The sequence below is a fragment of the Streptomyces sp. NPDC087420 genome, assembly GCF_044744165.1.
In the GTDB taxonomy this organism is placed as follows: Bacteria; Actinomycetota; Actinomycetes; order Streptomycetales; family Streptomycetaceae; genus Streptomyces.
Genome location: NZ_JBIUXU010000021.1, coordinates 66,507 through 86,860, shown reverse-complemented (window position 1 = coordinate 86,860; position 20,354 = coordinate 66,507). Strand labels below are relative to the sequence as shown.

Annotated in this window: 14 protein-coding genes; 3 read left to right on the top strand and 11 right to left on the bottom strand. The window is 72.0% G+C overall.

The window, feature by feature from the left end:
• Positions 1 to 229: 229 nt before the first annotated feature.
• From ACIO1C_RS33800 to ACIO1C_RS33780, 5 genes are all read right to left on the bottom strand, one after another.
• A complete protein-coding gene (locus ACIO1C_RS33800; protein WP_401871079.1) occupies positions 230 to 1,510 on the bottom strand; it encodes a glycosyltransferase 87 family protein in 1,281 nt (426 codons plus the stop codon).
• Positions 1,511 to 1,527: 17 nt separating this feature from the next.
• On the bottom strand, positions 1,528 to 2,964 hold the full coding sequence (gene mptB, locus ACIO1C_RS33795) for a polyprenol phosphomannose-dependent alpha 1,6 mannosyltransferase MptB (protein WP_401871076.1): 1,437 nt from the start codon (positions 2,962 to 2,964) through the stop codon (positions 1,528 to 1,530).
• A gap of 217 nt (positions 2,965 to 3,181) precedes the next feature.
• Positions 3,182 to 4,909, bottom strand: a complete 1,728-nt coding sequence (locus ACIO1C_RS33790) for a ThuA domain-containing protein (protein ID WP_401871074.1) — start codon at positions 4,907 to 4,909, stop codon at positions 3,182 to 3,184.
• Between the two features lie 20 nt (positions 4,910 to 4,929).
• A complete protein-coding gene (locus ACIO1C_RS33785) occupies positions 4,930 to 7,803 on the bottom strand; it encodes a carbohydrate-binding protein (protein WP_401871071.1) in 2,874 nt (957 codons plus the stop codon).
• Between the two features lie 482 nt (positions 7,804 to 8,285).
• Positions 8,286 to 9,332 carry a zinc-binding dehydrogenase gene (locus ACIO1C_RS33780; RefSeq protein ID WP_401871068.1) on the bottom strand — a complete coding sequence of 349 codons (1,047 nt, stop codon included), beginning with the start codon at positions 9,330 to 9,332 and terminating at the stop codon, positions 8,286 to 8,288.
• Positions 9,333 to 9,433: 101 nt separating this feature from the next.
• Here ACIO1C_RS33780 and ACIO1C_RS33775 point away from each other — a divergent pair, with 101 nt between their 5' ends.
• Positions 9,434 to 10,369 (top strand): LysR family transcriptional regulator, encoded by a 936-nt coding sequence (locus ACIO1C_RS33775; protein WP_401871065.1) that lies wholly within the window; start codon positions 9,434 to 9,436, stop codon positions 10,367 to 10,369.
• A 58-nt stretch (positions 10,370 to 10,427) separates the two neighbouring features.
• On the opposite strand, the gene ACIO1C_RS33770 is transcribed toward ACIO1C_RS33775, so the two are convergent.
• A complete protein-coding gene (locus tag ACIO1C_RS33770; RefSeq protein WP_401871062.1) occupies positions 10,428 to 10,877 on the bottom strand; it encodes a DUF4440 domain-containing protein in 450 nt (149 codons plus the stop codon).
• A gap of 144 nt (positions 10,878 to 11,021) precedes the next feature.
• On the opposite strand from ACIO1C_RS33770, the gene ACIO1C_RS33765 reads away from it, so the two are divergent.
• Both ACIO1C_RS33765 and ACIO1C_RS33760 read left to right on the top strand, forming a co-directional pair.
• The gene (locus ACIO1C_RS33765) at positions 11,022 to 12,167 is read left to right on the top strand and encodes an anion permease (RefSeq protein WP_401871060.1); all 1,146 of its coding nucleotides are present in this window, start codon (positions 11,022 to 11,024) and stop codon (positions 12,165 to 12,167) included.
• 43 nt (positions 12,168 to 12,210) lie between these two features.
• Positions 12,211 to 12,504 (top strand): hypothetical protein, encoded by a 294-nt coding sequence (locus ACIO1C_RS33760; RefSeq protein WP_401871058.1) that lies wholly within the window; start codon positions 12,211 to 12,213, stop codon positions 12,502 to 12,504.
• Positions 12,505 to 12,560: 56 nt separating this feature from the next.
• Here the strand turns inward: ACIO1C_RS33760 and ACIO1C_RS33755 are convergent, their stop codons facing one another.
• The 5 genes from ACIO1C_RS33755 to ACIO1C_RS33735 form a co-directional block, all read right to left on the bottom strand.
• Positions 12,561 to 14,108 (bottom strand): PstS family phosphate ABC transporter substrate-binding protein, encoded by a 1,548-nt coding sequence (locus ACIO1C_RS33755; protein ID WP_401871056.1) that lies wholly within the window; start codon positions 14,106 to 14,108, stop codon positions 12,561 to 12,563.
• Positions 14,109 to 14,275: 167 nt separating this feature from the next.
• Positions 14,276 to 15,109, bottom strand: a complete 834-nt coding sequence (locus tag ACIO1C_RS33750) for an aldo/keto reductase (RefSeq protein WP_401871053.1) — start codon at positions 15,107 to 15,109, stop codon at positions 14,276 to 14,278.
• Positions 15,106 to 16,407: an NAD(P)/FAD-dependent oxidoreductase gene (locus ACIO1C_RS33745; RefSeq protein ID WP_401871051.1), complete on the bottom strand. Its 1,302-nt coding sequence runs from the start codon at positions 16,405 to 16,407 to the stop codon at positions 15,106 to 15,108. Before ACIO1C_RS33745 ends, ACIO1C_RS33750 begins: the two co-directional genes overlap by 4 nt.
• A 236-nt stretch (positions 16,408 to 16,643) precedes the next feature.
• Positions 16,644 to 18,593 (bottom strand): protease pro-enzyme activation domain-containing protein, encoded by a 1,950-nt coding sequence (locus tag ACIO1C_RS33740; protein ID WP_401871048.1) that lies wholly within the window; start codon positions 18,591 to 18,593, stop codon positions 16,644 to 16,646.
• A 227-nt stretch (positions 18,594 to 18,820) separates the two neighbouring features.
• A complete protein-coding gene (locus ACIO1C_RS33735; RefSeq protein WP_401871046.1) occupies positions 18,821 to 20,269 on the bottom strand; it encodes a GH1 family beta-glucosidase in 1,449 nt (482 codons plus the stop codon).
• Positions 20,270 to 20,354: the final 85 nt, after the last annotated feature.

Here is a 20,354-nt window from a genome sequence, read left to right as displayed (position 1 = left end):
TCGCCCGAAGGGCGTGGCCCGCGGCGTCTGGTGCGTGCGATCGCAAGGCGGAGGACCGAGCGTGTACTGGATGTACTCGCTCGGTCCGACAACGCGGCGAGCGCGCGTGCCAGACGCCGCGGGCCAGACCCCACTTCGCGGACACGCCCCAGCACCCTGCGGGTCACGGTCGGCGACGGACTCGTGCCGGAGGTCGCCGGGCGTGGTGTGGTGACGATCGAGGGCCGTATCAAGGCACCCCCGGCGAAGGCCGGTTGAGCGTCTGCCTCTTCAGCGGGGAGACCTCGGGGACGGTGTGCGGGGGTACGGTTCCGGGCCGGCGCCGCGCCACCTCGTCCACCAGCAGGTGGTGGCCCGGCGGAGTCGTACGCGACGGCAGGGCGACCAGCAGTCCGAGCGTGATCCAGACGTAGGCGTTGGAGCCGACGAAGGCGTCCGGGCCGGTCGCGCCGTCGCGCCACAACCACACCACGCTGCTGCACAGCAGTACGTACACCACCGCGCACAGGGTCAGCAGTCCGCTGTTGCGCCGCCCTCCGGAGTCCCGGCGCAGGGCGGTGTCGGCCAGGACGACCAGGGCGGGGACGGCCCAGACCAGGTGGTGCACCCACGTCACCGGGCTGACCAGGCAGGCGGCCAGTCCGGTCAGCGCGAACCCGGCCCGGTCGTCACCCGCCCGGACGGCCGCGCGGGCGCGGTACGCCCACACGGCGAGGACGGCGGCCACACACACCAGCCACACCGTGTGGCCGGTGTCCTCGGGCCGGAGGCGGGACAGGACCCCTTGGACCGACTGGTTGGAGACATAGCCGAGTTCGCCGACGCGTCCGGTGTCCCACAGCGCCCGCGTCCAGAAATCCCTGGAGGCCCCGGGGTCGACGGCGGCGGCGACCAGGGTGGCCGTGGCCGCCGTCCCCGCGGCGACCGCGGCCTGTCCGCGGCGGCCGGTGATCAGCAGGTAGCCGATGAAGAGCGCGGGGGTGAGTTTGATCGCGGTCGCGAGGCCGATGCCGATCCCCGCGTACCGCCCGCGCCCGGTGGCCAGCAGCCGGGCGTCGGCGAGGACGAGCGCGACGAGCAGGAGGTTCACCTGGCCGAAGGTGAAGGTGTCGCGGACCGGTTCGAACAGGCCGAAGAGGCAGCCGATCACCACCCACGCGAACCAGCCGCGCCAGCCTTCGCGGCGGACGACGGGCCCCACCAGCCAGTTCAGCAGCAGTACCGACGCCACGACGCTCAGGACCAGGCTGACCGCCACGGCCACCGGCCAGGAGACCAGCGCCATCGGCAGCATGGACACGGCCGCGAAGGGCGGGTAGGTGAAGCCGTACGACGTACCGGGGCTCAGGTAGTCGTAGATCCGGCCGCCGTGGTGGATCCAGTCCCCCACCGCGCCGTAGTACACACCGACGTCGAAGAAGTCGCGGAACAGCGGGACGGTCGCCAGGAAGACGGCGGTGGCGATGACCAGGCACACCGCGACGGCCGCCCGCCCCCCGGGCCGCGCCATGACCCGGCGCGGCCACCTCACGACGCGGCCCGGGTACGGGCGGGCAGGACGCCGGGCTCCGACATCAGGAACATCCACCAGAGCGTGACGAGGGCGAGCGCGCCGCCCGCGACCGCGAACGTCAACTGGGCGCCGTCCGGCGGGGATCCGCTGGGCAGCATGCCGAGCGCGAGGATCCCGCTGCCGACGGAGGCCCACCGGCGTACGCGTCCGTCGGGCGCCGCGGCCGCGATCAGGAACAGCCCCCACAGCGCGTACCACGGGCGGAACGCCGGCCCCAGCACGAAGACCGCCAGCAGGCTCAGCGCGAGCGCGTACACCGGCCCGAGCCGTACGCGGTGCGCGCGGCGCAGCCACAGCCGGGCCACGGTCAGCACGGTGGCCACCAGGCCGAGCCGCCGCCACGCCGGGACCGCGAGGTCGCCGAGGCCACTGCCCACGCTGTCCAGCAGGGCCCCGCTGAGCCGTCCGAGTCCGCTGGTCAGGGACCAGTTGTCGGCCGAGACGGGGGTGGAGAGCGCGCCGAGCCAGCCGTATCCCGTACCGGCCAGGGCCGTCATGACCACGGTGGTGGCCAGGGCGACGGCGCAGGTCAGCGCGGCGGCTCTGGCGGTACGGCCCCGGCCGTCGAGCCGGCCGGCCCAGAGGACGACCACCGCCAGCAGGCCGAGCGCGGCGGGCGCCTTCACCAGCGCGGCCAGGGAGACGAGGACGGCCGCGCGGGCGGGCATCGCGCCGAGGGCGGCGACCAGTCCGGCGCCGAGCAGCCCCAGCATGAGGGCGTCGTTGTGGGCGCCCGCGACCAGGTGCAGGAGGACCAGCGGGTTGAGCGCGCCGAGCCACAGCGCGGCCGAGGGCTCGACGCCGCAGCGGCGGGCGAGCGAGGGCAGGAACGCGATCATCAGCCCGACGCCGAGCAGCGCCACGAGCCGCATTCCGAGGATGCCCGCGGGCATGTCGAGGCGGGTGAGGAGCGAGGTCTTCTCGGCCACGAAGAGGAACACCGGGCCGTAGGGGGCGGGGGTGTGCTGCCAGACGGGTGCCACCTCGGTGGCGAGCGGGCCGCCGAGGTGGGCGGGGCCGTGGACGTACACGTCCATCCGCGCGTCGACCATGGCGCCCTGCGCCAGGTAGCTGTAGACGTCGCGGCTGAACAGGGGCGGCCCCAGGACGAGGGGCGCGGCCCACATCCCCAGGGTCACGAGCAGGGCGCGCGGGGCGGGCGGGCGGGGGCCGCGGACGGATCTGCCGAGCCACCACCAGGCGGCTATCAGCAGGACGAGGCCGAAGTACGCGCAGACGACGCCGAGGGCGGCGCGTCCGGAGGAGGGCAGCAGCGCGTCGCGTACGGGGAGCGCGCCCGCGGTCAGCCCGCCGGTCATGAGCGCGACGGACCCGGCGAGCCCCAGCATCCGGCATCGGCGCGGGTTCACTTCCGCGTTCAGGGCGAGCATCTGTGGAGGCTCGCAGCAGGCGGTGGCCGGAAGGCGACGGTCTGCCCACGGTCGGGTGGCTGCCGCGTAGCCGGGGGCTTACGGGTGGCCGGTCACCCACGCCCGTACCGTCAGGGCCACCGCGGGCGGACCGCCGGCCCTGTGAACAGGGCGAGGCGGGCCCCGGTGTGTCCGGGACCCGCCCTGCCGGTTCGTGAAGCCGCGCCGGTGCGGCCTGTTACCTCCCGATCGTGAAGGTGTCGATGTCGAACAGGGAACCCGCGCCGCCGGTGAAGGTGAGGAACACCGGTCCGGTCGGTGTGCCGGTCAGCGTGGTGGAGACGGTCGCGAAGGTCTCCCAGCCGCCGGTGTTGGCAACGGCGACCGAGCCGATCACCGGTCCGGTGGCCGAGCCGGAGCGGACCTGGACGGTGCCGCCCGCGCCGGCCGAGGAGACCTTCGCCGTGAAGGTCTTCGCACCCGTGAGGGACGCCTGGGAGTAGCCCGCCCAGTCGCCGTTCTCGATGTAGCCGAGTGTCCTGCCGCCGCTCGCCGGACCGTGGTCGGCCGCCTGGACACCCTGCTGCGAGGTGAACGACTCGCCCTCGTACGTGGACGACGCGGGCGGGGTCGTACCGCCCAGCTCCTTGATCCGGACGTTGCGGAAGGACACGTCGTCACCGGTGCCGTGGTTCTGGATCCCGATGTATCCCTGCTGGAGGGAGCGGACGGGGTCCGTGTTGGTGAAGTCGTTGATCTTCGCGCCGTTGAGGAAGACCTGGAGCCGCTCCCCCTCCACCCGGATCTCGTACGTGTTCCAGGCGCCGGGCGGGTTCAGCGCGGCGTCCCTGGCCGCGATGTCCGCCGACTTGAAGCCGTACACCGAACCGGTCGTCCGGTCCGCCGTGTCGGTGGCGTCGATCTGGATCTCGTACCCCTGGTTGACCGCCGAGTTGGGATCGGTGGAGCTGGGGAAGCCCACGAACACACCGGAGTTGTCGTCCCCGGGCATCCGCCAGTCCAGCTTGAGGGAGTACGAGGCGTACTGCTTCGCCTGGTACCAGTACAGGCCCATGCCGCCCGTGGAGGTGAGGGTGGCGTCGGTGTTGGTGAAGCTGCCGGGACCGGCCTGGGACCAGCCGGTGGTCGAGCCGTTGTAGAGCGTGGTGTAGCCGGTCTCCGCGCGGCAGTCGGCCTTGGCGAAGCCCGCCGCGTACCGGATGCCGCCGAGCAGCAGCGTCCGGAACGTGGGGTCCGCGTAGGACTCCTGGGTGTGGCCGAGTCCGGTGTAGAAGGACCGGCCGTTGCCCTGCGGGTGGCACCAGGTGATCGGGTGGTCCCCGCTCATCTCGCCGCCGCTGTAGCTGCCTTCGTCCAGGTTCTGGAGCACCTTGACGTTGTTGCGCGGGTTGGTGCGGTAGTTGTACCACTCGTCGGTGCGGTTCCAGGTCTGGCCGAGGTGCGAGGTGGCCGGGTTGGCCCGGTCCTCGGTCCTCAGCGTGGCCTGCTGGATCGCCGGGTGGCTCTTGAACCAGGCGCCGGCGATCTGCTCGTACTGCGGCCAGTCGTACTCGGTGTCGGCGGCGGCGTGGATGCCGAGGTAGCCGCCACCCCCGTCGACGTACGACTGGAAGGCCGACTGCTGGGTGGCGTTGAGGACGTCACCGGTGGTGGAGAGGAACACCACCGCCTTGAAACCGGCCAGGTTGGCGGTGGTGAAGGCGTTGCTGTCCTCGGTGGCCGTGACCGTGAAGTTGTTGGCCGCGCCGAGGTCCCTGATGGCCTGGGTGCCGGCCGGGATGGAGTCGTGGCGGAAGCCCGCCGTCTTGGAGAAGACGAGCACCTTGTAGGCGGGGTCGGCCGCCTGCGCCGTGGCCGCCGGGGTGAGGAGCGACCCGGCGAGGCCGAGGGCGACGACCAGCGCCGAGGCGGCGGTGGTCGGCAGGCGCCGGAGTTGACGGAACATCAGTGGCCCTTTCCCGCGCGTCACTTGGTGAGGGTGAGGGTGTCGACGTCGAACAGGGACCCGGCGCCACCGGTGAAGGTGAGGAACAGCGCTCCGGAGGAGGCCGTACCGGTCAGGGTCGTGGTGACGTTGGCGAAGGTCTCCCAGCCGCCGGTGTTGGCGACCGCCACCGAACCGAGCACGGCGCCGGTCGCCGAGCCCGAGCGGATCGTGATGGTACCGCCCGCGCCGGCCGAGGAGACCTTCGCGCTGAAGGTCTTGCCGCCGGCCGTGGGGACGGCGGCGTAGCCCGCCCAGTCACCGTTCTCGATGTAGCCGAGGGTGCTTCCGCCGCTCGCCGGGGTGTGGGCGGCGGCCTGGACGCCCTGTCCCGAGCTGAACGACTCGCCCTCGACGGTCTGGCTCGACCCGCCGCTCGTGCCGGTGGTGAAGGTGAAGGCGTCGAGGTCGAAGAGGTTGCCCTGGCCCGTCGGTCCCTTGAAGACGAGGAACAACTCCGTGGAGCCGGACGGTGCGTTGGTCAGGTTCGCCGAGACGTCGACGAAGTTCTCCCAGCCGCCGGTCGGTGCCACGGTCGCCGTGCCCAGCAGGGTGCCGGTGGCCGAGCCCGTACGGACCTCCAGCGTGCCGCCGACGCCACCCGAGGAGACCCGGGCGGTGAAGCGGTTGGCGTTGCCGAGGACGTACGGCTTGTAGGAGATCCAGTCGTTGTTATCGGTGAAGCCGACGGTGCTGCCGCCCTCGGCGGAGGTGTGGGCCGCTACCTGGACGCCGTTCTGGGCGCCGAAGTGCTCGCCCTGGCGGTGGCGGGGCTGGAGGATGCGCGCGCTGTGCGTGGTCAGCCCGGCGGCGTCCGTGTACTCGGCGTCGAAGACGCCGTAGATGTTGGCGGCGCTGTCGTGCTCGCCGTCGGCCGGTACGGAGAGGTTGCCCGAGCAGCCGGTGGCCTGGGTGATCTGGTGGCGGTGCTCGTCATGGCCGAGGAGGTAGGTGACCTTGACCTTGGAGCAGTCGATGGCACCGTCCTCGGGGTCGCTCACCGAGACCTGGAAGGGAACGGTGTCGCCGAAGGAGAAGAGCTGGCCGTCACCGGGGCTGGTGAGGTTGACCGTGGGCGCGGTGTTGCCCGCCGTCACCACGAGGCTCGCGGAGCCGGTCAGGCCCTCCGGGTCCTTGACGGTGAGGGTGGGACGGAAGGTGCCCCTGGTGGTGTACGTGTGGCTCGGGTTGGCGGCGGTGGAGCTGGTGCCGTCGCCGAAGTCCCAGGCGTAGGTGAGGGCCTTGCCCTCGGGGTCGGAGCTGCCGGCCGAGGAGAACGCGACCGTCAGCGGAATGGGTCCCGAGACCTTGTCGGCGGCGGCCTTGGCGACCGGGTTGCGGTTGCTGCCACCGACGTATTCGACGCGGTACAGGGCCTGGTTGTTGGCGCCGGTGCCGTAGTCGAGGACGTACAGCGCGCCGTCGGGGCCGAAGGCCTGGTCCATGACCTGCGTACCGGTCCAGGGGAAGGCCTCGATGACACCGGGGGTGCCGTCGGCCTTGACCTCGATGGCCTTGATCCACTTGCGGCCGTACTCGGCGGCGAAGAAGCGGCCGTCCAGGGACTGGGGGAACTTGACGCTGGAGTTCAGCGCGGCGTTGTAGCGGTAGACGGGACCGCCCATGGGGGACTCGGAGCCGCCGCCGAACTCGGGCGGGGTGCCCGCGTCACCGCCGTACTTGATCCAGGAGGTCTTGGCGGCGGGGAGGGTGGCCAGTCCGGTGTTGCGGAAGGAGTTGTTGGCCGGTGCGCCGCAGTTGTACTTCCCGGCGGACGGGCCGCTGGGGAAGGCGTACTCGCCGTACGTCTCCGTGGCGGTGTTCGTGCCGGTGCAGTACGGCCAGCCGTAATTGCCGGGGGTGGTGATCCGGTTGAACTCGACCTGGCCGCTGGGGCCCCGGGCGCCGTCCGTGACGCCCGCGTCGGGGCCGTAGTCACCGAGGTAGACGATACCGGTGGCCTTGTCGACGGACATCCGGAAGGGGTTGCGGAAGCCCATCGCGTAGATCTCGGGACGGGTCCTGGCCGTACCGGGCGTGAAGAGGTTCCCCGCGGGCACGGTGTAGCCGCCGGCGGCGGTGGGCTTGATCCGCAGGACCTTGCCGCGCAGGTCGTTGGTGTTCCCGGAGGAACGCTGGGCGTCGAACTGCGGGTTGCGGTCGGTCCGTTCGTCGATCGGCGCGTAGCCGCTCGACTCGAAGGGGTTGGTGTCGTCGCCGGTGGTCAGGTAGAGGTTCCCGGCGGCGTCGAAGTCGATGTCACCGCCCACGTGGCAGCACTGGCCGCGGTCGTTGGGTACTTCGAGGACGACCTTCTCGCTGGCGAGGTCGAGGGTGTTGTCGGCCTTGAGGGTGAAGCGGGAGAGGTTGAGGTGTCCCTTCCACGCTTCGAAGGTGGCCGCCGAGCCGGTGGTGGGGGCGTCGCCGCCGGGGGTGGTGAGCTTCGGCGAGTAGTACAGGTACAGGTAGCGGTTCGTGGCGAAGCCGGGGTCGGCCGCTATGCCCTGGAGGCCTTCCTCGTCGTGCGTGTAGACGTCCAGCTTGCCGGCCGTCTTGGTATTGCCCGCAGCGTCGGTGAAGCGGACCGTACCGTCCCTCGCCGTGTGGACGACCGCACGGTCGGGCAGCACGGCGAGTGACATCGCCTCGCCCAACTCGGCGTTTCCTAGGGCAAGTTGCACCTGCTGGTAGTCACCGGTCGGGATGACCGCGGCGGCGGCCTCATGCTCGGGGTGGCCGGGGTGCGCGGAGGCCGTGGGGACGGCGAGCGCACCTCCGCTCACCACGAGGCCCAACACGGTGAGCCACCTCAACCACGCACGTCTCGGGCGTGACCGTCCTGACAGTCCTGACATGGAGCGTCCTTCCTGACCTTGCGGGGGGAGCGATGCGGGCACGCGTGCGCGACCGGCACGCTGCCGTGTCACTGAGGGAGGAGCCTGCGCCCGGGTGATGTCCCGTCACCTGGGCAACAGCCGTACCGATCTAGGGGGAAGCTGGGGAGAGCTTTCGATGCGGCATCAAGGTGGTGCGGAGACTCGCGCGAGTTTTTGCATGCTGGCAACGGGGACTTAATTTGTCAAGGGCGTGGTCAAATTGCCTCGACAGTCGTCCGAAAGGCCGGAAGTCGACGGAGTTGACGGCAACGTCCTTACGGCAAGGGCCCGGTGCGCGACGTGCGCGCACCGGGCCCCGGAGCTCGGCTCTCCTCGGCGGCCGCGAGCGGGCCGCTTTAGTTCAGGGTTAAAACTATATGGTCGTGACACCGGATGCACGGAGGCGGCCGGGCGGGGGATAGCGCTCTCCCCGTATACGATCGGACGAGCCCGGTTGCCGCTCAAGCGGGACGGGCGGCGGGTCGGGCGACGTGGACGACGGCCTTGCCGGTGTTGTCGCCGCGCAGCATGCCGAGGAAGGCGTGCACGGTCTCGCCGAATCCCTCGGTGACCGTCACATCGGGGCTGATCCGCCCGCTGCGCAGGTGCGGGACGAGGAACTCCTCCAACTCGCCCTGCACGTCGGTGTGGTTCCGGACGTGCATGCCTTCCATCCGCAGGCTCTTCTCCACCATGTCCGAGAGATTGCGCGGGGCCGCGGGAGGCTCGGTGGCGTTGTACTGGGCGACCGTGCCCACCCGCGCGATCCGCCCGTGCTCGCGCAGCGCGGAGATCGCGCCCTCCAGGTGCGTCCCGCCGACGTTGTCGAGGCAGGCGTCGATCCCGTCGGGCGCCGCCTTGGCGAGGGACTCCCCCACCGGGCCCTCGTGGTAATTGAAGGCGGCGTCGTACCCGACCTGCTCGGTGAGGTACGCGGCCTTGGCCGCCGAGCCCGTGCTCCCGATGATCCGGCCGGCGCCGAGCAGCCGCGCGATGCGGCCGGCCGCGGTGCCCACGCCGCCGGCGGCGGCCGAGACGAACAGGTCCTCGCCCTCCGCGAGGCGCAGGGTGCGGGTGAGCGCGACATAGGCGGTGAGGCCGGTGCCGCCGAGGATGCTCAGGTGCGCGACGAGGGGAACGCCCTCGTACCGCCGCAGCTTCCTGGTGCCCGCGGCGCCGGGGGTGACCAGCGCGTGGGTGCGCCAGCCCTGGCGGTGGAAGACCAGGTCGCCCTCGGCGAGACCCGGGTCCCTGGAGACCAGGACACGGCCGAGGGCCCGGCCCTCCAGCGGCGCGTCCAGCGCGAAGTCGCCGTCCATCATCTCGCGGTGGTACGGGTCCACGGAGAGGTACAGGTTCTCCACGAGCGCGGTGCCCGGGGCCGGTGACGGGACGGAACTCTTCACAAAAGCGAAGAGGTCCGGGGTCGGGAAGCCGTGGGGGCGGGCGGTCTGGTGCACGGCGATCGCGGTCGCGGGGGTGGGGGCGGGAGGCGTCTGGGCGGTCATGGTGGTGACCGTAGGCAAGGAATGCCGGTGGCGGGCAGGGGGTTGGGCTCATGGGGCCGCCCGGCCCATGAATGTTCCTCATAGGACGAGGTGAGCGCCCCATGGCCGACCTGGCCCCGCACGAACTCCGTGTCCTGGTGGCGGTCGCGGAGAAGGGTGGTTTCTCCGCGGCGGCCGCGGTGCTGGGGCTGACCCAGTCCGCCGTGTCGCACTCGGTGCGGAGCAGTGAGACCAAAGTCGGAGCGGTGCTCTTCGAACGGAGCGGGCGGGGAGCGCGGCCCACGGCGGCCGGGGCAAGCGCCGTGGCCCACGCCCGGCGGATCCTGCGGCTGCTGGACGTCATGGTGGCGGAGGCACGGGCCGCGGCGCGGGGCGCGCGGCCGGAGACCCTGGCGGGGCCTCTGCGGATCGCGGCTTTCCGCAGCGCGGCCCTGCACCTGCTGCCGGCCGCGCTGGAGCGGCTGAGGGTCCGTCATCCGGGGATCGACCCGGAGGTGCGGATCGTGCGGGAGGTGGGGCCGGGGGCGGCGGGCGAGGTGGCGGCCGGGCGGGCGGACCTGGGCATCGCCACGATCGGTACCCGTGCGCCGATGCCGGCGGGGCTGATCCGGTCGGTCCTGATCGAGGAGCCGTACGCGCTGGTGCACCCGGCGGGCCACCCGGACCCGAGATCGCTCCCGCTGGTGGACTGGGCCGAGAACTGCACGTCGTACACGAAGGACTGGTGGGCCGCGCAGGAGTGGATCCCGCGCGCGACGGTGGAGGCGGAGGACGACGGAGCGGTGCTCTCGATGGTGAGCAGCGGTCTGGGCATGGCGATCATGCCCGCGCTGTCCCTGACGGGAGCACCGCCCACACTCGAGATCACCGATCTCGGACCGGACCGCCCGACCCGCGAGGTCGGCTACGTGACCACACCCGAACAGTCCCGCACACGGGCGGTCCGCGCACTGGTCAGGGAACTGCGCGAGCTACGGGCCCCGCGAGGCCGCCGCGACGGAACGGCGCCGGCCACCGACACGGACACGGCGGCCTGACGCGAACGCCGCCGGCAGGTGGACGGGGAGCGCGGCGGGGGCACGCCCGGCCACCGGTTCAGACGTCCGGACCGCCCGTCGTGGTGCCTTGGTGGAAGTACAGGCGCCAGCCGTCCGGGGTCAGGCGCCAGATCGAGCTGCGGTGTACCCGGCGGCCCGCTTGGGCCGAGACATACGTCAGATGGACGAGCCCCGGAGCGAGCAGCCGCCCCGCCAGACCGGTGACGTCAACCGGCGCCCGCTCCGTGACGGAACCGTCGCCGGTGACCTCCAGGATCGACGTGCCGTCCCACCGGGCCCCCGACGCCCCGAACTCCACAAACTCCGGGTCGAGGAGCGCCGAGACGAGCGCCGGCGACGACCGTACCTCCGAGTCGAGGAGGCGCAACTCCCCTTCGATCGCGGCCCGCACGGCGCGCGCCGGCTCGCCGCCCCCGTCGATGCCGCCACCGGTCCCGGCCCGGCCACCGGTGGTGTCCGTCCGGTCCGTCCCGCCCTCCCGCGTCATGTGGGAAGCCCACGGGCCGCGTCCGTCGTCGTCGTGGCGATTGGGCCCGGTCCTGGGCGGTCCGCTGACCCTTTGGAAGGAAGCATCCGGTGTCGGTCCACCGGATCTCCTTCCCACGGGGGCGGCTGCGCTTGTATGGGGCGAATGGACCACATCACGTTCCTCGTGGCAATAGTGATCGTGACCGCGCTCGCGTTCGACTTCACCAACGGATTTCACGACACCGCGAACGCGATGGCCACCTCCATCGCCACCGGAGCCCTGCGTCCCAAGGTCGCGGTCCTCATCAGCGGGGTCCTGAACGTGGTGGGCGCGTTCCTGTCCACGGAGGTCGCGAAGACGATCTCCGGGGGCATCGTGAACGACAGTCTGGTCACCCCTGGGATGATCTTCGCGGGGCTGATCGGCGCCATCCTGTGGAATCTGTCGACCTGGCTGATGGGCCTGCCGTCCAGCTCCTCGCACGCGCTCTTCGGCGGGCTGATCGGCGCCGTGTGGGTGGGGGCGGGCCGGCAGGGCGTGCACTTCGAGAAGGTGGTCGAGAAGATCCTCCTTCCCGCCGTGGCCTCCCCGCTCATCGCGGGGGTCGCCGCGCTCATGGCCACGTACCTCGCCTACCGTCTCACCCACCGGGGCCGGCGGTCCTCGGTGGACCACGGCTTCCGGCTCGGGCAGATCGCCTCCGCCTCCCTCGTCTCCCTGGCACACGGGACCAACGACGCGCAGAAGACGATGGGGATCATCACCCTCACCCTGATCTCGGCGGGCGCGCTCGGGCCCGGTGCCGGACCGCCGGCGTGGGTGATCGGCTCGGCGGGGCTCGCCATCGGGCTCGGTACGTATCTGGGCGGCTGGCGGATCATCAGGACGATGGGCAAGGGACTCACGGACATCCGCGCCCCGCAGGGCTTCGCGGCGGAGTCCTCCGCGACCACCGTCATCCTCACCTCCGCCCATCTCGGCTTCGCCCTGTCCACCACGCAGGTCTGCGCGGGAGGCATCCTCGGCGCGGGGGTGGGCCGCAGGCTCGCCCACGTCCACTGGGGAACGGCCGGACGCATGGCCGCCGCCTGGTGCGTGACCCTGCCCGCCGCCGCGGCCGTCGGCGCGCTCGCCGCGAGTGTGGTCGTGAACGGCGGCACGTTCGGGATCGTGGTCGTCTCCGTCGTGGCCGCGGCTCTCGCCGCGTTCATCTTCATCATGTCCCGGCGCACCCGCGTCACCTCCCGCAACGTCAACGACGACCATGCAGTGACGATCCGCCCGGGGCCCGCCAAGGCGAATGTCTGACGGGTCGTGACCGACACGGCTCAGGAAACGGGAGGAGCGACTGATGGATCCGCACTGGAGCTCTCTGGGCGAGGTCGCCGTGGTCAGCGTCGGCGCCACCGTCGGCATCGTGATCGTCTTCTCGCTGGGGGTACGGGCGCTGGCAGCGGTCGAGGAGGGCGGGGAGCCGGGTGACGGGAAGCGCCCGGGCGGCGGCGGGAGCACCGCGTACGGGGCCCGCGGCGCCGGGGCGGGCCGACCGGGAGCGCCGGCGGTGGCCGTCGCCGGGCTGTGCTTCCTCGCCTGCGCCGCGGCCGTGTTCTACGGGCTGTATCTGATCGTCCCGCAGTTCCACTGAACCCAGGAGCCCTGGAGCCCTGGAGCCCAGCCCAGGCCGGGCCGACGGGGCGCCCCCTACCCCATCGCCGCGCAGATCCGCAGCCCCTCCGGTGACGCGCACGGCAGGTGCCCGTGCGTACGGACCACGTCCTGGCCGCTGCCCCTCATCAGGTAGTTGAGGAAACTGGAGACGAGCGAGTCGGCCGGCGGATCGCCGTACGTGTAGGCGTACTCGATCTCGCGGTACGGATACGCGCTGTCCGCGATGGCGTCCACCGACGCGATCCGCCCGTCGAGCGCCAGCGGATGCAGCCCCTCGGGAGTGGATCCGGAGCGCAGGTCCGTGTAGCCGATCGCGCCCGGCGTGTCCGCGACGGTGGCCAGGACCCGGTCGGTGCTGTCGAGTTCGCAGCGGAAGACCCTGGCCGTGGCGTCGTCCTTGTGACGGCAGTCGGTGGAGGAGTCCGCCTGCTCGAACGCGTCGAGCACCCGGCGCTGGAAGATGTCGCGGGTGCCCGACCCCGAGTTACGGCTCACCAGGACGATCGGCAGGTCGGGGCCGCGTACCTGGCCGGGTCCGCGCAGCTGGTTCCAGTTCGACACGTCCCCGCGGTAGAGACGCCGTACGTCCGCGGTCGAGAGGTTCTTCAGCGGCACGCTGTCGTTCACGACGAGAGTGAAGACGGAGACCGCGACCCGGTTCTCCCGCAGGCGGGGGAACCCGGTCGTCTTGGGACCGTCGGAGAGGGCGATCAGGGCGGGCGAACCGCCCTTCGCGGCGGCGCCGCGCTCGTCCAGCTCCCTGACCCCGTCGCGGCTGCTGCGGGCGTCCACGGTGACGGTGGAGCCCGCGCAGTCCTGTTCGTACTTCGCCGCCAGCTCCTCGGCGACCGGGGCGAAGGCGGTGGATCCCGTGATGGTCAGGCTCCCCCGCGCGCAGCCCATCGGGGGCGGGGCGTCGTCACGTACGACGATGATCGACGCGAGGGTGACCACGCAGACGGTCAGCAACACCGTGATCATGCTGGAGGCCCTGCTGAACAGTGGCGGGGTGTCGTCCGGCGTGGTGCTGCGGTTCAGGGACACGTCCCCGTCCCTGAGCCCTCCCGCGACCCGGATCGGATCGCCGACCGCGCCGCCCGTGAGCAGGACGAGGATTTTGAAGTGCCGGCCCCGGTTGAGCGGGACGCGCGGGAGGTAGACGGTGTCCTCGGCGTGCCGCAGACCGGCGGCCGGGGTGAAGTGGTCCAGCAGGTGTTCGTCGCCCGGCGGGGTGGTGACCGCCAGCCCGTGGATCGTACGGGAGGTGAACACCGCGGTCAGGCCGTGGAGTTCCCGCCCCGTGTAGTCGCCGTCGCCGATGCTCTGCGAGCCGTTGTTCTCTATGCGCAGCAGGACCAGCGTGGCGTCGGAGAGGTGCGGGTTGTCCTGGAAGAAGCCGAGCCGCACGCCGGCCCGGCCGGGGCGTTCCGCGCTGCCGACCGGTGTGTCCAGCTGGATCCGGTAGCCGATGCGCCGGTGGGCGGGGACCCGGCGCTCGAACCAGAGGACGCCCAGCGAGGCGAGGATGCCGAGCAGCGCCGTGCCCAGGGCGACGACGTTTTCCGTACTGAGCCACTCCACGGTCCCCAGGCCCCCCTGAACGCGCGACTCGAACACCCGACCGGTCCGGATCGTCCGGTCACCGTACGGTCGGCGGGGGCCGCGGACCGCCGGTTTCACCGGCGCGTGCGCAGCTGTTCGTCCACGGTTCAACAGCCCGGTCCGGGCGGGGTGTGGCGCGCGGGCGGTCAGAACTCCTCGTGGTGGTCCGGGTCGCCGCCGAGCCTGCGGTGGGGGCCCGATTCGATCCGGGCGATCTCGTCCTCGGTCAGGTCGAACCCGAAGAGGTCGAGGTTCTGCCGCTGCCGCTCCGGACTGGCCGACTTGGGGATCGGTACGGCGCCCACCTGGGTGTGCCAGCGGAGCACCACCTGTCCCGGAGTGACGCCGTGCGCCCGCGCGACGGCGCTGATCCCCGGGTCCTTCAGCAGGTCGGTGCCGCGGCCGAGCGGGGTCCAGCTCTCCGTGCGGATCCCCTTGGCCCGGTGCACCGCGCGCAACTCCTCCTGAGGGAAGAGGGGATGCATCTCGATCTGGTTGACCGAGGGCAGCACGCCCGTCTCCGCCTCCAGGCGGTCGAGGTGCGCGGCGGTGAAGTTGGAGACGCCGATGGAGGCCACCAGACCGTCCTCGCGGAGTTTGATCATCGCCTTCCAGGACTCGACGTACTTGTCGACGCGCGGCAGCGGCCAGTGGATGAGGTAGAGGCCGACGCGCTCCAGGCCCAGGGCACGGCGCGACTCCCCGAACGAGCGGAGAGTCTCCTCGAAACCCTGGTCGCGGCCCGGGAGTTTGGTCGTGACGACGATGTCCTCGACCGGCACGCCGGCACGCGCGAGACCCCGGCCGACACTGGCCTCGTTACGGTAGTTGACGGCCGTGTCGATCAGCCGGTAGCCGAGCTCCAGGGCGCCGGCGACCGCGGTCTCCGCCTCGGCGCCGTTGAGCGGATAGGTCCCCAGGCCGACGGCGGGGAGCGTCGTGCCGTCGTTGAGGGTGTGGGCCGGGGCTGTACCGGTCACTGGCTTTCCTTTCGTCGTGCCGCTGATGGGTCCTGCCGGGCTTCCGCCGGGTCAGGGGCGGTGTCCGCCGCCAGTACCTCACGGGCCGCGCGGGTCCCCGAGGCCAGGGCTCCCTGCACGGAGCCGGTCGCCCGGTGGTCGCCGCACACGTACCGCCCGGGGCCGAACCGGGTCGGCCGGGACAGCGGCCAGGGTGGGGGCATGGCGGGCAGGGCGTCCTCGATCGTATAGGTGGCGAGCGGCTCCCACCCGCTGGTGTTCTCGCCGTAGGCGTCGGCCAGATCGGCGCGGAGGGTGGCCTCCCGGCCGGGGAGTTCCGGCCCGAGGACGGACGTGGAGACCAGGGACCGGCCGGCGGGCGCGTACCCGGGCACGGCCTCGCTGATCACGCAGGTGTTGAGGAAGCGGCGGCGGGTGTCGACCAGGAGGGTCGGTTCGCGCAGCGGCGGGGCGAGGGCCGCGTGGTAGTACGTCGTGACCGTACGGGTGGCGGGCACGTCGAGGCCGGGCAGGAGCCGTGCCGCCGCGCGGGGGCCCGTCGCCACCACGACGGTGTCCGCCGGCCACTCCGTACCGTCCTCGCAGCGGACGCCGTCGTCGGTCAGCTCCGCGACCGGCGTCTCCAGGCGGACGGTGTCCGGCGGCAGGCCGTCCGCCAGCTGAGCGGGTACGGCCCCGATGCCGGCGCTGGGCAGGCAGAGCGTGCCGCGCAGCATGCTGCGCCAGACGAGGTGGAAGAAGCGCGAGGAGGTCTCCAGCTCGTCCTCCAGGAACACCCCGGAGAGGAAGGGCCGGAAGAACCGTTCGACGAGGTCGGGCGAGATGCCCGCGTCGGCGAGGGCGGTGAGGGTCGTACGGTCCGGCTGCCGCTTCAGTCCGGCGACGGGCCCGAGCATGTCCCGGGCCGTCAGGAGGCCGAGCGCCAGCAGATCGCGGCCGGGGGCGAGCCGTCCTGGCAGCAGACCGGCGGCGGCGCCCGGCTGCCTGCTGGGGTCGGTGAACCGCAGGGTGGTGTTCTCGGTCCGTACGAGCGCGCCGGGAGTGAACGGCCTCAGGCGCAGCCCTCGCAGGTCGATCCGGCGTTTCACCTGGGGGTACGCGGTGTTGAACACCTGGAAACCGCGGTCGAGGAGGAAGCCTTCGTGCCGGTCGGTGCGCATCCGGCCGCCCACCGCGTCGGCGGCCTCCAGGACGCGCACCGACCGTCCCGCCCTGATCAGGTCGGCGGCGCAGGCCAGGCCCGCCATCCCCGCTCCGACCACGACCACGTCCGTCCGGCGCCGCTGGTTGTCCGGCACGCGTGTCCCGCCCTTCGTTCCGTGCTCCCGCCCGGGGGCTTCCGCTCCGCCCGGCGCCGTCCTTCCGATGGTGTCAGGCGGGGGCGGGAGAGGCGCGGCGCCGCGAAGGGCCGGACGGGTGGCGGTGGGACGGGGAGGGGTGTGTGGCCCGGTGGCGGTCCGGCGCCCCGGGGAACGCCGACCGCCGGGCGGCCCGTGGATCGGGCCGCCCGGCGGTCGGGGAACGGGTGGTGCGGTCAGCGGTGGCGGTACGAGTTCACGTAACCGGCCGCCGGGGTGCCGACCCCCGTCACGTCGTCGTAGCCGGCCACGGCGGACAGCGAGCTGTCCTTGCCGAGGCTGCGGAGCGAGGTGAGGATGCCGTCGGCGCTGTCGGTGCTGTTGGCGAAGTCGTTCCGTACGACGGCCAGTTGGCGGCCGGCACCCAGCGGGTGGTCGGTCACGTCGTGGTAGGCGGAGGTGCCGTACCGCTGGTAGATGCCGGGGTTGGCGAAGCCGATCGGAACGCCGTGCCTGGCCTGCTGGGCGAGGGCCTGGACACCCGCGATGACCGGTGCGGCCAGCGACGTACCGCCGATGCGGTACTGGTCGTACCCCTGGGTGCCGTCGGGCAGGGTCTGGGTCTGGCCGACCAGGAAGCCGGTGTTCGGGTCGGCGACGGCCGCGATGTCGGGGATGGCCCGCATCGCGGTGGTGCCGTTGGCCTTGGCGAGCGAGCCGGGCACCACACCCCGCTGGTAGAACGGCTGCGGCACGGTCACGCTGGTGCCGCCGCCGGCGCCGGAGGTGTAGGCGCCGGGGAAGTCCGTCCAACTGCGGCCGTCGGCCGAGAGGTTGGCCTTGTACGTGCCCCAGCCCGTCTCCCACTGGTACGCGTTCTTCTTGCCGACGGCGAGCGACGTACCGCCGACGGCCGTCACCCAGGCGGAATTGGCGGGCATGTCGACCTGCTTCGTGCCGGTCGAGACGACGTTGTCGCCGTCGTCACCGGAGGAGAAGTAGAAGCCGATGCCCTCGACGGCGCCCGTCTGGAACACCTGGTCGTAGGCGGCGGCCGACGCCGGGGTCTCGTTGGACTCCAGGTCGCCCCAGGAGTTGGAGACGATGTCGGCGAGCCCGCCGTCCACGACCTTGCCCAGCGAGTCCAGCAGGTCGTCGTCGAAGCAGGAGGCGCCCCCGACGTAGACGAGGTCCGCGTCGGGCGCGACCGCGTGCACGGCTTCGACGTCGAGGGTCTCCTCGCCGTACCAGCCCGACGCGCCGCACTCCTCCGTGCTGTTGTAGTCCGCCGGCAGCACCTGGGAGAGCTGTCCCCCGCGGTACTTCTTGTCGCCGTTGCGCTTGGCGTACGTGGCCGCGTCCTGGGCGATCGTCGGCGAGGCGTACGCGTCGGTGATGGCGACGGTGACCCCCTTGCCGGTGAAGTCCTTCGCGCCGTAGGCGGCGCGCAGCTGGGTGCCTGTGTAGCCCTTGATCGCGTACGACGCCTTCGAACCGTACGCCGAGGGCAGCGACTTGTCGGTCTTCGACCCGAAGTAGGTCGAGAACGGACCGGCGTTGCGGAACACGGCGTCGGGGGGCGGCAGCGTGTCGTCGTGGCTCGCCTGGTGGGGCGCGTTGTCGAGCCCGGTGACGGTGAGGACCGCGCCGTCCAGCGAGTCGGGCACCGAGGGGGTGGCGACCGGGGCGCGGTAGGTGTGCCCGCCCTTGGCGTAGTTGTGGAGCTCGGTGGAGAAGGCCTTCTCCACCGCGGCCGTGTTACCGGTGACCGTGAGGTAGTGCCGGCCGGTGCCCGTCACCTTGAGCCCGGCGGACTTCAGCCAGGCGGTGACCCGCGCGACCTGGTCCGCGGTCGGGCCGAAGCGCGCGGCGGCCTGCTTCGGGGCCAGGTACTTCCCGTACGAGGCGGAGGAGGGGTCGGACACCTCCTGGGCGAGCCGGGCGAGGCCCGCGCTGTCCCGTCCCGCGAGATACACGCGGGCGGTGACCTTGTTCGCGTCGGGGGTGCTCCCCCGGTCCGCCTTCTGCGTCGCCCACAGCGGCTTTGAACCGTGGAGCGTGTCCCGTCCGGCGGGGCCGGTGTCGGCACCCGCGGACTGGACGCCGAGTGCGAGAGCGCCGGCGACGAGCGGCAGAGTCGCCGCCCAGGCCAGTCCGGCGCGCAGGCGCGGTCGGCTGGATCTCATGTAACCCCCTGCGTTGTGGATGGACGCGCACGGTGGACCCGATAGATGGCCACCACACACAAGGAGTCACTCTCCCTATCAACTGTTCATCGGAGGGACATGCGTTGGCCAAAGCCCGATCAAGCCCGCACCATGTACAGCTCAACCGAAGGCATGGGCGTGCGCCGGGCGGGCCCGCGACGGCCCGCCCGGCGCACGATGACGGATGAACGGATGAACAGGGGCCGCTACGACGCCGGGTGCAGCGTGCCGGAGCGGGTCAGGCGCCCGTACCAGTGCGCGCTCGACTTGGGGATCCTGCGCTGCGTCGCGTAGTCCACGTACACCATCCCGAACCGCTTGCCGTAGCCGTACGCCCATTCGAAATTGTCGAGCAGCGACCAGAGGAAGTAGCCGCGGACGTCCGCGCCCGCCCCGATCGCGCGGTGTACGGCGGCCAGGTGTTCGCGCAGGTAGGCGATGCGCTCCGGGTCGCGGACCTCGCCGTCGGGGCCCGCGTAGTCGTCGAAGGCCGCGCCGTTCTCGGTGATCATCATCGGCAGGCCGGGGTGGTCCCGCTTGACCCGCAGGAGCAGTTCGTACAGACCCTCGGGGTCGATGGTCCAGCCCATCGCGGTCCGCTCCCCCGGTGTCTGGTGGAAGGCGACCTCGTCCGCGCCGGCCCACGGGCTGTGTTCACTGGCTCCGTGGCCGTCGGACCGGTGGGCGGCGGGTCCGGTGTGGTGCGAGACCAGGGTCGGCGAGTAGTAGTTGACGCCCAGGAAGTCGAGCGGCTGGTGGATCAGCGCGGTGTCGCCGTCGTGGACGAACGACCAGTCGGTGACGGTCGCGGTGTCCGCCATGACGTCGGCCGGGTAGGCCCCTTCGAGCATCGGGCCGGTGAAGACCCGGTTCGCGGTGCCGTCGATACGGCGGGCCGCGTCGACGTCCGCCGGGTCCTCGGTCAGCGGCCGTACGTGATGCAGGTTGAGGGTGACGGACACCTGGGCGGTCGCGGGGAGGCGCTCGCGCAGGGCTTGGACCGCGAGGCCGTGGCCGAGGTTGAGGTGGTGGGCGGCGCGCAGGGCGTCGGCGGGGTCCGTACGGCCGGGGGCGTGCACGCCGGAGCCGTACCCGAGGAAGGCACTGCACCACGGCTCATTGAGCGTGGTCCAGCTTCCCACCCGGTCCCCGAGGGCGTCGGCGACGAGGCCCGCGTACTCGGCGAAGCGGAAGGCGGTGTCGCGCTCGGGCCAGCCGCCGGCGTCCTCCAACTCCTGCGGGAGGTCCCAGTGGTAGAGCGTGACGACGGGCCGGATCCCCTTGTCCAGGAGTCCGTCGGCCAGCCCGCGGTAGAAGTCCAGCCCCTTCGCGGAGGCGGGGCCCCGGCCGCCCGGCTGGACGCGCGGCCAGGACACCGAGAAGCGGTAGGCGCCGACCCCGAGGTCGGCCATGATCGCGATGTCCTCGCGCCAGCGGTGGTAGTGGTCGGTCGCGATGTCACCGGTGTCGCCGTTGCGCACCTTCCCCGGCGTGCGGGAGTAGACGTCCCAGATGGAGGGCGTACGGCCGTCGGCCTGCGCGGCGCCCTCGATCTGGTAGGCGGCGGTGGCGGTGCCCCAGAGGAAACCGGCCGGGAAGGTCAGGGGAGCCGCCGTTTCCAGGGCTCGCCCGGTGGTGGGTGCTGAGGTGGCCACAAGGGTCCTTCCGCGTGGGTGAGAGTCGGACATGTCGAACGGTGGGGAGAGAAGGGGGTGTTCGAGCGGGGGCGCCCTCAGCCCG